Origin of the sequence: uncultured Maribacter sp., from assembly GCF_963974015.1 — a bacterium.
Classification (GTDB): Bacteria; Bacteroidota; Bacteroidia; order Flavobacteriales; family Flavobacteriaceae; genus Maribacter.
Map to the genome: position 1 here is coordinate 258063 of NZ_CAXBBZ010000001.1, position 12236 is coordinate 270298.

Genomic DNA, 12236 nt, shown 5'->3' on the forward strand with positions numbered 1-12236 from the left:
TTGGTTACGATATAACCCACAAAAAATGCGAGGCTCTAAAATAGAACCTCACATTACAAATTATACACTAAAATATTAGTTATCCGTTAAGAATCAAATAACCCCTTGGGCAAGCATTGCATCGGCAACTTTTACGAAACCAGCAATATTGGCTCCTTTAACGTAGTTACAGAATCCATCCTCTTCTTTACCGTATTCGATACAAGAATCATGAATGTCTTTCATAATATCTTTAAGACGCTCATCAACCTCTTCACGGGTCCAGCTAATTCTCAGTGAATTCTGGGACATTTCTAAACCTGATGTTGCAACACCACCAGCATTAGATGCTTTACCTGGTGCAAACAATATTTTTGCATTATTAAATTCATGAACAGCATCTGCATTACAAGGCATATTTGCACCTTCTGCAACACACATACATCCATTTTTCAATAAATTTTTAGCATCCTCTTTATTCAACTCATTTTGAGTTGCACAAGGTAATGCAATATCACATTTAACATTCCAAGGAGTTTTACCTTCATGAAATTCTGCAGAATCATATTTATCTGCATACTCAGAAATACGTCCTCTTCTATTATTTTTAAGATCCATTACAAAAGCTAGTTTTTCATCATTTAAACCATCTTTATCGTATATATATCCACTAGAATCTGAAAGAGTTACCACTCTAGCTCCTAGTAAAATAGCTTTTTCTGCAGCATATTGAGCAACATTTCCTGAACCAGAAATCACAACGGTTTTACCGTCGAAAGTTTCATTTTTGGTCTTTAACATACTTTCGGCAAAGTACACAGTACCATAACCTGTTGCTTCTGGTCTAATTTTAGAACCACCCCATGACAGACCTTTTCCTGTAAGGACACCGGTAAACTCATTACGTATCTTCTTATACATACCAAATAGGAAACCTATTTCACGAGCACCAACACCGATATCTCCTGCAGGTACATCTGTATTTGGACCAATATGTCTATTCAATTCTAACATAAAGGCATGGCAAAAACGCATTACCTCATCATCAGATTTACCTTTAGGGTCAAAATCAGAACCACCTTTACCACCACCCATAGGCAATGTGGTAAGACTATTTTTAAAGACTTGTTCAAAAGCCAAGAATTTAAGAATACTCGCATTTACAGTTGGGTGAAAACGCAAACCACCTTTATAAGGGCCAATTGCAGAATTCATTTGTATTCTATACCCACGGTTTACGTGTATTTCACCATCATCATCTACCCAGGCTACTCTAAAAGAAATTAAACGCTCAGGCTCAACCATTCTTAAAAGAATATTCTTACCATTATATATCTCTTGTTTTGCGATATAAGGTATTACCGTTTCTGCTACTTCTTGTACCGCTTGTATGAATTCAGGTTCGTGACCGTTTCTGGCGGTAACCTCATCCATAAATACTTTTATTTTATCGTCCATAAAGCTATTTACACTTAGTTAAATTATTGATTTCAAAATATAACGGCAAAATTATGGTATTTATGTAATTTGATTGCTTATTTTTTTTAAAATCGATAAAATTTGTTGTTTTAGCAACAAAGAGCCGATTCTTAATGTTTAAAATATAACGAATTACGCTTTATCCTATTGCTTGCTCTAAATCTGCTATTAAATCTTCCGAATCTTCTATTCCTACACTAAGTCTTATTAGCGCATCTACTACTCCACTTTTTTCACGTTCTATTTTAGGTATGCTCGCATGAGTCATACTCGCTGGATGACCAGCTAAACTTTCAACACCACCTAATGACTCTGCTAGAGTAAAAACTTTTAAACGCTCTACAATCTTAATAGCATCTTCATAGTTACTCCCTTTTGGCACAAATGAAATCATTCCACCAAAATCTTTCATCTGTTCTTTTGCTACTGAATGATTAGGATGATCACTGAAACCAGGCCAATACACTTTTTCAACTTTAGTATTATCCTTAAGATACTCAGCTACTGCTCTTCCATTTTCACAATGGCGTTGCATTCTTACATGCAGCGTTTTTATTCCTCTTAAAACCAAAAAGCTATCCATTGGTCCACAAACTGCACCACTTGCATTTTGTATGAAATAAAGCCTATCTGCTAGTTCCTTATCTTTTACCACCAAAGCTCCAACCACGGTATCACTATGACCACCAAGATATTTAGTTGCTGAATGCATTACAATATCCGCCCCTAATTGCAGTGGCATTTGCAAGTATGGGGTTGCGAAAGTATTATCGACCGCTAAAAGAATTTTCTTATTATTAATTAACTTTACAACTGCTTTTATATCTATGATATTCATCATAGGGTTGGTAGGTGTTTCAACCCAAATCAATTTAGTTTTTGAATTCATTTTGTCACGAATGGCATCGGTGCCTTGCATGCCAACAAAATGAAAAACGATTCCAAATTTCTCAAATATCTTTTTAAATATTCTATAAGAACCCCCATAGAGGTCATTTGTAGAAATAACTTCATCACCTGGTTCTAATAACTTTATGACCGCGTCTATTGCCGCAAGACCACTACCAAACGCCAAACCAAATTCACCATCTTCGATACTTGCTAAAGCATTTTCCAAAGCAGTTCGGGTCGGGTTCGCACTTCTCGAATATTCATACCCTTTATGACCACCAGGGGTAGTTTGCGCATAAGTTGATGTTTGATAAATAGGTGGCATTACCGCCCCATATGCCTTATCTGGTTGTTGACCACCATGAATGGTCTTTGTATTAAACTTATAATTTTTAGCGGCCATTTTTAAAGTATTTAGTACACAAATGTATCGTTATCTTTTGGAGAATACAATGAAGGTGTATTTTTACATGAAATCTTATTTTTCATGAAATTAAAGCTATTCTACCTACTAATATGTATTTCTCTTATTGCTTGTAATACTGAGGAATCTCTCACATTTGAGACACTAACGATATCTAACGATACCTGTGAGAATTGCACTTCAGTATCTATTGAAATTCCAAAAGCATTAGGTCAAATTAAATTAAGTGAGACCATTAATACCGCCCTACAAGAAGAGATTATTGCATTGTTGAATTTTGATGAAGAAAGTAATGCCCAGACTATTGAGGGAGCTACTGAAGCATTTGTAAAGGATTATGAAGAACTGAATGACAAATTTCCGGAAGAATCTATGCCTTGGGAGGCTAAAATAAATGGCACGATAATTTTTAAAAATAAGGATGTATTAACCATTAAACTGGAATCATATATGTACACAGGTGGTGCACATGGCTACGGCACCAATCGATATTTGAACTTTGACAAAATAAATGAAGTGGAATTAGACCGCCAAGAATTATTCAAAAATGAAGATGAATTCAAAGAATTCACAGAAACTATATTTCGAAAACAAGAAAATGTACCAGCAGACGCAACCATAAATAGTACTGGTTTTATGTTTGAAACGGAAAATTTCTATTTGCCAGAAAATATAGGCTATACTGATAAGGGCCTATTACTATTTTACGAGCCTTACGAAATTGCCTCTTTTGCCGATGGCCCCATCATATTGACCATTCCTTATAATGATGCTAATAATTTTTTAAAGATTTCGGTAAAGCCTTAACCAACCTTTCTTAACAATAGAATGATTGCCCCAATATGTAAGCCTTCATGAAATAAATTAAATGCAATCGCATCATCAATGTTTTTAAGCGTTACCCGCGCACTTGTGGTATACTCTTTATAATTTTGAAATAGCTCCGTATCATAATCTTCTTTTAACCATTCTATTGTAGAGATTAAAAAATCTGCCACCATCATAATCTCCTCATCGGTCGCCGTACCATCTGGGATTGTCCCTTTCATAAACTTAGCTACCAATTCATCGGGCACACGCATTTGAAGTCCGCTAAGTTTGTATTGTAAAATTTGCTGAGTGACTACAGTGTGCGCTATATTCCAAAATATATTATTATTGAAGCCTTCTGGTATCTTAAGAAGTTTTTCTTTTGGAGTTTTTGTTAGTATCGCATGTAAGTTTCTTCGATTCTGTAAGGTGATTTCAAATAAATTCTTAGGCATTATTTCACATTTAAAGGAGCATAAAAATAGTACAATTAACGGGAAATAAGTTTCTTTGTAAACCTTAAAGCCGATATCAAATTTGTGATTTACACCATTTTTAGGTTTAAAAATCAATTAAAGCAATACCGCAAAGCATGAAAAAAATATATCACCTAAGCACTTGTTCTACTTGCCAACGAATTATTAAGGAATTGCAACCACTTAATGATTTTAAATTACAGGATATAAAATCTGAACCCATTACGGAATCTCAGTTAGAACAAATGCATTCTCTATCTAATAGCTACGAGGCATTGTTTAGCAAAAGAGCCATATTATATCGTGAGCGAAACTTAAAAGAGCAAAATCTTACCGAAGATGATTACAAGTCTTTAATTTTAGAACAGTACACTTTTTTAAAGCGTCCGGTAATAATGGTAGACGAACAAATATTTATTGGCAATAGTAAAAAGGTTGTAGAGGCCGCTCAAAAGGCCATTCATTCGTGAATAAACGTCTACTAGCTATAATCGCTGCAATTGGGGCCACAACTATTTATGGTATAAACCATACCATTGCAAAAGGCATAATGCCACATTATGTACAACCTTTTGGTTTTATTATTTTAAGGGTTCTGGGTGCTGCAATTTTATTTTGGCTCATATCTCCTTTTGGCCCTAAAGAGAAAATCGATCGCAAAGATTATTTAAGAATGATTGTTTGCGCCTTTTTAGGAATGGGTTTAAACATGCTGGTTTTCTTCAAAGGACTTTCACTATCTACACCCATTAATAGTGCCGTTTTAATAACCACTACTCCTATAATTGTTCTTGTCTTATCGGCAGTAATTCTAAAGGAAAAAATTTCAAGCAGAAAGATATTGGGCATCGGAATAGGTCTTTTAGGTGCTTTAGGCCTTATTCTATATGGATCTGAAGTACGCCAAGATGCACCAAATATACCTATGGGAAATTTCCTTATTTTTCTTAATTCTATGTTTTATGGCTCCTATTTAGTTGTTGTAAAAGCATTAATTACGAAATATCACCCATTTACCTTTATGAAGTGGTTATTCTCATTGGGTATCCTTATCTGTTTACCTTTCGGATTAGAAGAATTTATGCAGATAGAGTGGAGCACCCTACCATTCGAAGCCTACCGCGGAATCGTTTTTGTAATTTTAGGCACTACATTCTGTACCTATCTTTTTAACATTTTTGCATTGACCCACCTAAAGGCTTCGACACTAAGCGCCTTTGTTTATGTTCAACCATTGGTTGGTATCGGGTATGCCATTATTACCGGCCAAGACAACCTCACCTTAGTGAAAATCGTTGCAGCATCATTTGTGTTGGTAGGCGTATATCTTGCCAGCAGACAACCAAAGAGATTTTACACAAAAAAATAGCACAACCTTAAAGGTTAAATCCTAATAAGTTAAATATGTGAATTTCTAGCTTTCTCAAGATGCGTTTGTATTGCCTTTACGGCCATTTCTTCATCTCTATGATGCATAGCTGAGACTAAATTTAAATGCTCTTGCATTATTAATTTCAATGGTCTCACTAGACCTACAAGATCCATGAACGGTAATATTTTGGCAGTCTTAAACAATTCATACAACATTCTATTTCCACAATTTTTGGCAATATATTCGTGAAAATATCTATCTATTTTATGAAAAACATATGCATTTTGTGGTCCATTCTCGAACGGAACCAAAAGATTTCGCAAATCGTCAATTCTCGACTGTGAGGCATTACGTGTAAATAGTTTTACGGTCATTGTCTCTAAGGCAATTCTGCAATCGAACATTTCAGAAATATCATGTTCACAAAGCTCACGAACGGTTAGGCCATTAGAAAGCGTACCTACCAATAAAGATTCTTCTCGCAATTGTAGCAATACCACTGGTATGGTATCATCTTTAATATTAAGTGCATGAGACAATCTATGCTGCGTAATTAACTGACCTGGCGCCAATTTCTTGGTAACAATCAATTTCTTCACTTTCCCATATGTCTCTTGAAATAATTCTTCTGGCAAGCTGACCATTTCGTAAATATACTAAAATAGCTTTATCAAAATATAATTAAAATTTTATAAAGAAATCGATTACAATTCAGTTGCTAAATCACAATATTAGCCTTTTATATTTTTAGGATGTCTAGCAAATTTGCGTGAATCTTCTTTAGTAAGAACTCTAAAACCCTTCGCTTTTTCTACTCCATTAAATGATTTTAGAAATTCATTCGTTAAGCCTGTCAGCTTTCTAGTCTTTAAATCCATCCATGCACCCATCATTTCACAATGGGCAATATTCTCCCCTTTATGATTATAAAAATTATGATGAAATTCAAAAAATTTGCAATCCTCACTCATTCCCATTATTTCCAATGACACTTTAATAGGTTTGCCTATAAATGCTTCCTTAAAATAATACAAATGCTCATAAAACGCAACAGGTCCTATTTCATGAACTTCCATTGTTTTATGGTCAAAACCTAATTCCATCAAATATGAAATACGTGTATGGCTCATAAAATTAATATATGCTGAATTTGCCAGATGACGATTTGCATCCACGTCACTCCATCTTATTTCAAAATCTTTCAAGTACATCTTCTGCTTTTTTTACTATGCATGCATAATACCCCATAAAAATAACATAGTTTTGAAACGTAAGAGATAAAGAACATGGTTTTTTATACTTATTTTTAATTCGAGTCGAAAAAATTTATTTCAAAATGTCAAACAAGCCTGCTTTCATTAAAGAATTATCATTACCTATAGTTGCCGCCCCCATGTTTTTAATATCTGGACCGCAATTGGTAATAGAATGTTGTAAAAATGGTATTGTTGGCACTTTTCCCGCTTTAAACCAACGCTCAAGCGAAGGTTTTGAAGAATGGTTGATCGAAATTAAATCTAAATTAAAGGAATTTGAAGAGCAGACTGGTAAAAAAGCGGCACCATTTGGTGTTAATTTAATCGTGCACCCTACAAACCCACGGTTAGAGGCCGATGTTAAATTATGTGTCAAACATAAAGTACCATTAATAATTACCTCTTTAGGTGCGGTGTCTGAAGTTGTCGATGCCATTCATAGTTATGGTGGTCTCGTTTTTCATGATGTTATTAAAAAGCGTCACGCAGAAAAAGCTGCTGAGGCTGGGGTTGATGGGTTAATTCTAGTTGCTGCAGGGGCTGGTGGTCATGCAGGCACAATAAACCCAATGACTTTAGTTGCTGAAATAAAGAAATTCTTTCATAAAACTATTTTGCTATCTGGATGTATCAGTACTGGTAGAGATATTGCATCGGCATTGCAGATGGGTGCAGATTTAGCTTATATGGGAACTCGTTTCATTAATACAAACGAAAGCAAGGCTACACCAGAATATCGCCAAATGATTATTGATGCTGGCGCTAGTGATGTAGTATATACTGCTGCAATTTCTGGAGTTCACGCGAATTTTCTCGGAGCTAGTTTAAAAGCTGCCGGAATAACCGAAGAAGATCTTAAAAAGGACCGAAAAATTGATTTTGGCAAAGAATTGGATACCGAGGCAAAAGCATGGAAAACCATTTGGTCGGCAGGCCAAGGTTCTGCTCTTATTACAGATAGCCTACCTGTAGCTGAATTGGTATCACATTTAAAGTCAGAATTTAAAGAGGCTATAGAAGGGCAAATAAAAGTGCTTGAACACTATCCAAAATAAAATTTATAATACAGTTTTAGTGCCTTTGGTTTATTTTAAAATGCAGATTGACCATTAACTATTTCAAAATATCTCATAGAAATTGTAATGCCCTTACTTAACTCGACATACAATCCACCCCTATTTTTTAAAAACGGACATTTGTCGACGATTTATTCCGGCTTAATTCGAAAAATTGAGCCTCTAGAACAAATAAGAATACGGCTAACTTTACCCGACACTGATTTTCTAGATTTGGATTGGAGTTATTCAAAAACTCCAACTAAAAAACTAGTGCTAATTATACATGGCCTTGAAGGAAGCTCTAAACGCGCTTATATACAAGGAAGTGCCAAAGCATTAACCGAATCAGGTTTCGATGTCTGTGCCATTAATCTTAGAGGTTGCAGTGGTACAATGAATAATTTGTATCGATCATATCATTCTGGCGCTACTGAAGATTTACAATCAGTCATAGACCATGTACTTCTACTAGACAAATACTCCTCTTTATTTTTACACGGATTTAGTCTCGGTGGCAATCTGCTACTAAAGTATTTAGGTGAAGAGCGTATACTGCCTAAAGAAATTAAAGGTGCAGTAGCTATTTCTGTACCCTGTCAATTGGCAGATTCACTTGATCAGTTATTACAATTTAAAAATTTTCTATACGCGAGAAGATTTAAGGGTAATTTGGTTGAAAAACTTAAGTTGAAAAAACAGTCATTTCCAGACCTGATATCAGATTTGGACATTGAAAAAATAATAACATTGAAAGATTTTGATGATATTTATACAAGCAAAGCACATGGGTTTAAAGATGCTATGGATTATTATGCGCAATGTAGTAGTCTTCAATTTTTAAACACTATTGAAATACCTACCCTAATAATTAACGCTGAAAATGATACATTTTTGGGAGAGGCTTGCTATCCAATAGATATTGCCAAACAACATAAAACCTTGTTTTTAGAAGTTCCGAAATACGGTGGGCATGTTGGTTTTTATGGTCCTGACAATTTTACGTATGCCGAGCGTCGTACTTTAGAGTTTTTTTTAAATTGTCATTAATCTCTGATAAACATTTTAAAAAAACAATGTATCACAATACTATTGTTAAAAATCTCTTTAAAGTTAAATTGTACATTATTTAAAGATAGCGCTACACGCAAAAATCCCTATCTTAGTCGTTCAATTGACTCACAACATTTAAATTATAAACGTATGCGTAAATTATTTACTTTATTAGCTCTTAGCACCATTATCATTAGCTGTGGCGAAAAGAAAGAAGAAAAAAAAGAAGGTTTTGAAATGAACAGAGCCAAAAAAGAAGTTAAAGCTGAAACAGCAAGTGAAGGTGTACCTGTTGACCTTGATAACAAAGGAGTAGGTCCAATAACAGATGTCACATTTTCTGATGCTATTAACGAAGAAATGGCTGCGGCAGGTAAGGAAAAATTTCAAGCAATTTGTACGGCATGCCATATGGCAGAGCAACGTATGATCGGGCCAGCATTAAAAGGTGTCTTCGAACGTAGAAGTCCAGAATGGGTTATGAACATGATTATCAACCCAGATAAAATGTTGAAAGAAGACCCTATTGCAAAAGCATTATTGAAAGAATACAATAATGCCATCATGCTTAATCAAAACTTAAAAGAAGAAGACGCTCGTAATTTAGCAGAATACTTACGTACGCTCTAAGTTAATTTATACACATTATAAAAAAAACCCTTTCAATAGCTTGAAAGGGTTTTTTAGTTATAAACACATTTCTATATCTAGATTTAATAATTAAAACCAATCTTTAATTTTACAAATAAATCGTATAATTGAGCAAATTACGTAGTGTAGGTTTTAGCCGGTTTTTTCGACCAAGAAGATATAATTTGAAATTAAAAATCTAATGCAAAACGATAAAATAAAGATTGATATAGTTTCTGATGTTGCATGTCCTTGGTGTTATGTTGGTAAAAAAAGATTAGAAAAAGCAATTAAACAATGGGATGGTATTCCAATAGAAATAGAATGGCATCCATTTCAACTAGATCCCAATATGCCAAAAGAAGGTTTGGATAGAGATACTTATTTAACCAATAAATTTGGAAGCTTAGAAGGTCCGCTAGAAATGACAAAACATTTAGAAAAAAGTGGAAAGGAAGAAGGCATTACTTTTAACTTCGGACAAGAATGGCTTGCAGTCAACACACTTCAATTACACCAACTATTACATGTAGCTGGTGAAGAAGGATTTAAAGATGTATTGAAAGAGCGTTTAATGAAAGCTTATTTTGATGAAAACCTTCACTTGAATACCATTGATGTATTAAGCTCAATAATGGCTGAATATAATTGGTCTACCGAAAAGACAAAACAAGTTTTAGATGATGACAGCATCGCGTATGCAGTTAAACAAGAGATCGCTCATTATCAACAGCGTGGTGTCAATAGCGTACCCTATTTCATTATTAATGACAAATATGGTATTAGTGGTGCACAGCCGGCATCGGCATTTTTAAATGCATTTCAACAAGTATCAACATTAAATATCATAAGTAAAGGTAATAGTTGTAATCCGGCAACTGGAGTTTGTTAACCTTGCACTAAAAAGATAGACGTTATTCGATATTAAATTTTGAACATTAAAAAGCAAGAACTATGAAATCATCATTTTCTGAAATAATAAAAGGAGATACACCTGTATTGGTAGATTTTTTTGCTGACTGGTGTGGGCCATGTAAATCATTGGCCCCAATTCTTAAAGACGTAAAAAGTGATTTAGGAGACTCAATAAAAATTATTAAGATAGACGTTGATAAGAACCAAACATTAGCCACGCAATATCAGGTTAGAGGAGTGCCTACCATGATTTTGTTTAAAAATGGCAAACAAGTTTGGAGACAATCGGGCGTAGTACCTAAACATGACCTTTTACAAATTATTAAAACTTCTTAATAAAATTTCAAACAAACTGGACTAGGCAAATCAACTTGGCTCACAAAACTTAGGGTTCCATTCTCTGGATTCCTATTAAAAACAACAATATTGTTACTTCGTTGATTTGCTACAAGTACGTATTTTCCTGTTGGGTCAATTGTGAAATTTCTAGGCCAGTCTCCCTTTACAGATTCTCTACCTAATAGATTCAGTTTACCGGTTGCTTGATCAACCTTAAAGATAACTATGGTATTTTCTCCCCTATTTGTACCATAAAGAAACTTACCATCTGAAGATAAATGAATATCGGCACAAAAACTTTCACCCTCAAAATTAGAGGCTGTGGTTTCCTGATTTTCAATTGCATAGTACTTTTCGTCATCCAAACCAAAAACCGTAATGGTTGAATTCAATTCATTTATTACGTAAATAAACTTTTCATCCATAGAGGTAACAAAATGTCTTGGACCTGCACCTTCCGCTTGAACTAGTTCTTTCTGTTCGCTTGAAGAAAATTGACCATCAGTTTTACTGTATTTTTTAATTCTATCCAATCCTAAATCAGACACAAATAATTCGTCATTTATAAATTCAGCCATATGGGCATGAGCCGTCTTGGTCGTATCTAAAATCTTATGGTCTATAATTTGAGGTGAAGGATTAAGGTTACCATTATCTGTAGCATTATAAACTGCAACATTTCCTCCTGTATAATTTGCTACTGCCACCATATTGCCACTTTCACTAACGCCAACATAACAAGGATTAGCACCATAGGTAGACTTTACATCTACTTCTGTAAGTACTGTATCTTTAATCCTAAACGTGGTAATTGAGCCATCATCTTCTTTAAAATCATCAACCTCGCTAACTGCATACATGGTATTCTTATCAGGTGACAAAGTTAAATATGAAGGGTTTTTAATAGCCGCAGCTAAGATCTTATTCTCTAACAGTCCTGTTTCAAGATTGAAGTTATACCTATAAATACCTTCACTCCCATTATTCGTATATGTACCAACAAATAGAATCTCTTCCTTATGTATTTCCTTCATCTTACAACTATTTACCAGGCTCAATACTATTCCTAAAACAACAACTAAAGATTTGTATTTCATATTCTAAAAATAAGCACATTTTAATTCTGTCTAATACTAAACGCCAAATATTATACCTACACAAATGATATTGAATACTTTTATTTAAAAATAATTGTAAATATTAGTATTTAGCTTCTAAAAGCATTGTAAAATCTATAAGGTCTAATGTTTTCTTATGAGTAGCTTCTAAAATTACAGGAGGCGCAACACCGGCCTCAGCAGCTTGTTTCCAACGTAACGCGCAAAGGCACCACTTATCACCCGCTTTAAGTCCGGGGAAATTATACATTGGCTTAGCAGAACTTAAGTCATTTCCTTGTTCTTTAGAGTATTCTAGAAATTCTGTTGTCATAACTGCACAAACCGTATGCGTCCCAGAATCCTCTGTATTGGTTTTGCAGAAGCCATCTCGATAAAAGCCAGTTAAAGGCCCATAACAACAAGAAATCAAATTTGTTCCTAAAACATTAAGGGGCAT

The 12236-nt window shown here is 34.5% G+C and carries 15 protein-coding genes; 8 read left to right on the forward strand and 7 right to left on the reverse strand.

Annotation, left to right across the window (positions count from 1 at the left end):
• Positions 1-93: 93 nt before the first annotated feature.
• Both gdhA and AACZ41_RS01120 read right to left on the reverse strand, forming a co-directional pair.
• Positions 94-1437: an NADP-specific glutamate dehydrogenase gene (gdhA, locus tag AACZ41_RS01115; RefSeq protein ID WP_339625642.1), complete on the reverse strand. Its 1344-nt coding sequence runs from the start codon at positions 1435-1437 to the stop codon at positions 94-96.
• A gap of 160 nt (positions 1438-1597) precedes the next feature.
• Entirely contained in the window at positions 1598-2752 is a 1155-nt protein-coding gene (locus tag AACZ41_RS01120; RefSeq protein WP_339625644.1) for a cystathionine gamma-synthase, read from the reverse strand.
• An 84-nt stretch (positions 2753-2836) separates the two neighbouring features.
• On the opposite strand from AACZ41_RS01120, the gene AACZ41_RS01125 reads away from it, so the two are divergent.
• Positions 2837-3580 (forward strand): DUF3298 and DUF4163 domain-containing protein, encoded by a 744-nt coding sequence (locus AACZ41_RS01125; RefSeq protein ID WP_339625646.1) that lies wholly within the window; start codon positions 2837-2839, stop codon positions 3578-3580.
• Here the strand turns inward: AACZ41_RS01125 and AACZ41_RS01130 are convergent.
• Positions 3577-4038, reverse strand: coding sequence for a DinB family protein (locus AACZ41_RS01130; RefSeq protein WP_339625648.1), 462 nt, complete (start codon positions 4036-4038; stop codon positions 3577-3579). The genes AACZ41_RS01125 and AACZ41_RS01130 overlap by 4 nt on opposite strands.
• A gap of 137 nt (positions 4039-4175) precedes the next feature.
• Here AACZ41_RS01130 and AACZ41_RS01135 point away from each other — a divergent pair, with 137 nt between their 5' ends.
• Together AACZ41_RS01135 and AACZ41_RS01140 are read left to right on the forward strand one after the other, a co-directional pair.
• On the forward strand, positions 4176-4529 hold the full coding sequence (locus AACZ41_RS01135) for an ArsC/Spx/MgsR family protein (protein WP_339625650.1): 354 nt from the start codon (positions 4176-4178) through the stop codon (positions 4527-4529).
• Complete coding sequence (locus AACZ41_RS01140; RefSeq protein WP_339625652.1) at positions 4526-5428, forward strand: DMT family transporter; 903 nt, start codon at positions 4526-4528, stop codon at positions 5426-5428. The genes AACZ41_RS01135 and AACZ41_RS01140 overlap by 4 nt, the downstream gene beginning before the upstream one ends.
• Positions 5429-5457: 29 nt before the next feature.
• On the opposite strand, the gene AACZ41_RS01145 is transcribed toward AACZ41_RS01140, so the two are convergent.
• Together AACZ41_RS01145 and AACZ41_RS01150 are read right to left on the reverse strand one after the other, a co-directional pair.
• Positions 5458-6075 carry a GntR family transcriptional regulator gene (locus tag AACZ41_RS01145; RefSeq protein ID WP_339625654.1) on the reverse strand — a complete coding sequence of 206 codons (618 nt, stop codon included), beginning with the start codon at positions 6073-6075 and terminating at the stop codon, positions 5458-5460.
• An 87-nt stretch (positions 6076-6162) separates the two neighbouring features.
• Positions 6163-6642 carry an acyl-CoA thioesterase gene (locus AACZ41_RS01150; RefSeq protein WP_339625656.1) on the reverse strand — a complete coding sequence of 160 codons (480 nt, stop codon included), beginning with the start codon at positions 6640-6642 and terminating at the stop codon, positions 6163-6165.
• A 125-nt stretch (positions 6643-6767) separates the two neighbouring features.
• Between AACZ41_RS01150 and AACZ41_RS01155 the strand changes: the two genes are divergently transcribed.
• The 5 genes from AACZ41_RS01155 (at position 6768) to trxA (ending at position 10676) form a co-directional block, all read left to right on the forward strand.
• Positions 6768-7742: a nitronate monooxygenase gene (locus AACZ41_RS01155; protein WP_339625658.1), complete on the forward strand. Its 975-nt coding sequence runs from the start codon at positions 6768-6770 to the stop codon at positions 7740-7742.
• A gap of 141 nt (positions 7743-7883) precedes the next feature.
• Positions 7884-8792 carry an alpha/beta fold hydrolase gene (locus AACZ41_RS01160; protein WP_339625660.1) on the forward strand — a complete coding sequence of 303 codons (909 nt, stop codon included), beginning with the start codon at positions 7884-7886 and terminating at the stop codon, positions 8790-8792.
• A 153-nt stretch (positions 8793-8945) separates the two neighbouring features.
• Positions 8946-9425: a cytochrome c gene (locus AACZ41_RS01165; RefSeq protein ID WP_091621160.1), complete on the forward strand. Its 480-nt coding sequence runs from the start codon at positions 8946-8948 to the stop codon at positions 9423-9425.
• 202 nt (positions 9426-9627) lie between these two features.
• Entirely contained in the window at positions 9628-10317 is a 690-nt protein-coding gene (locus AACZ41_RS01170) for a DsbA family oxidoreductase (protein ID WP_339625662.1), read from the forward strand.
• A gap of 62 nt (positions 10318-10379) precedes the next feature.
• Positions 10380-10676, forward strand: coding sequence for a thioredoxin (gene trxA / locus AACZ41_RS01175; protein WP_339625664.1), 297 nt, complete (start codon positions 10380-10382; stop codon positions 10674-10676).
• On the opposite strand, the gene AACZ41_RS01180 is transcribed toward trxA, so the two are convergent.
• Both AACZ41_RS01180 and AACZ41_RS01185 read right to left on the reverse strand, forming a co-directional pair.
• On the reverse strand, positions 10673-11713 hold the full coding sequence (locus tag AACZ41_RS01180; protein WP_339625666.1) for a lactonase family protein: 1041 nt from the start codon (positions 11711-11713) through the stop codon (positions 10673-10675). The genes trxA and AACZ41_RS01180 overlap by 4 nt on opposite strands.
• Before the next feature lie 166 nt (positions 11714-11879).
• Complete coding sequence (locus AACZ41_RS01185; protein ID WP_339625668.1) at positions 11880-12236, reverse strand: DUF2237 domain-containing protein; 357 nt, start codon at positions 12234-12236, stop codon at positions 11880-11882.

Coding starts and splice junctions, on each gene's coding strand:
- AACZ41_RS01165 (WP_091621160.1), top strand. CDS start 8,946: ATGCGTAAATTATTTACTTTATTAGCTCTTAGCACCATTATCATTAGC.
- AACZ41_RS01185 (WP_339625668.1), bottom strand. CDS start 12,236: ATGCCCCTTAATGTTTTAGGAACAAATTTGATTTCTTGTTGTTATGGG.
- AACZ41_RS01145 (WP_339625654.1), bottom strand. CDS start 6,075: ATGGTCAGCTTGCCAGAAGAATTATTTCAAGAGACATATGGGAAAGTG.
- AACZ41_RS01170 (WP_339625662.1), top strand. CDS start 9,628: ATGCAAAACGATAAAATAAAGATTGATATAGTTTCTGATGTTGCATGT.
- AACZ41_RS01155 (WP_339625658.1), top strand. CDS start 6,768: ATGTCAAACAAGCCTGCTTTCATTAAAGAATTATCATTACCTATAGTT.
- AACZ41_RS01120 (WP_339625644.1), bottom strand. CDS start 2,752: ATGGCCGCTAAAAATTATAAGTTTAATACAAAGACCATTCATGGTGGT.
- AACZ41_RS01125 (WP_339625646.1), top strand. CDS start 2,837: ATGAAATTAAAGCTATTCTACCTACTAATATGTATTTCTCTTATTGCT.
- trxA (WP_339625664.1), top strand. CDS start 10,380: ATGAAATCATCATTTTCTGAAATAATAAAAGGAGATACACCTGTATTG.
- AACZ41_RS01135 (WP_339625650.1), top strand. CDS start 4,176: ATGAAAAAAATATATCACCTAAGCACTTGTTCTACTTGCCAACGAATT.
- gdhA (WP_339625642.1), bottom strand. CDS start 1,437: ATGGACGATAAAATAAAAGTATTTATGGATGAGGTTACCGCCAGAAAC.
- AACZ41_RS01130 (WP_339625648.1), bottom strand. CDS start 4,038: ATGCCTAAGAATTTATTTGAAATCACCTTACAGAATCGAAGAAACTTA.
- AACZ41_RS01180 (WP_339625666.1), bottom strand. CDS start 11,713: ATGAAGGAAATACATAAGGAAGAGATTCTATTTGTTGGTACATATACG.
- AACZ41_RS01150 (WP_339625656.1), bottom strand. CDS start 6,642: ATGTACTTGAAAGATTTTGAAATAAGATGGAGTGACGTGGATGCAAAT.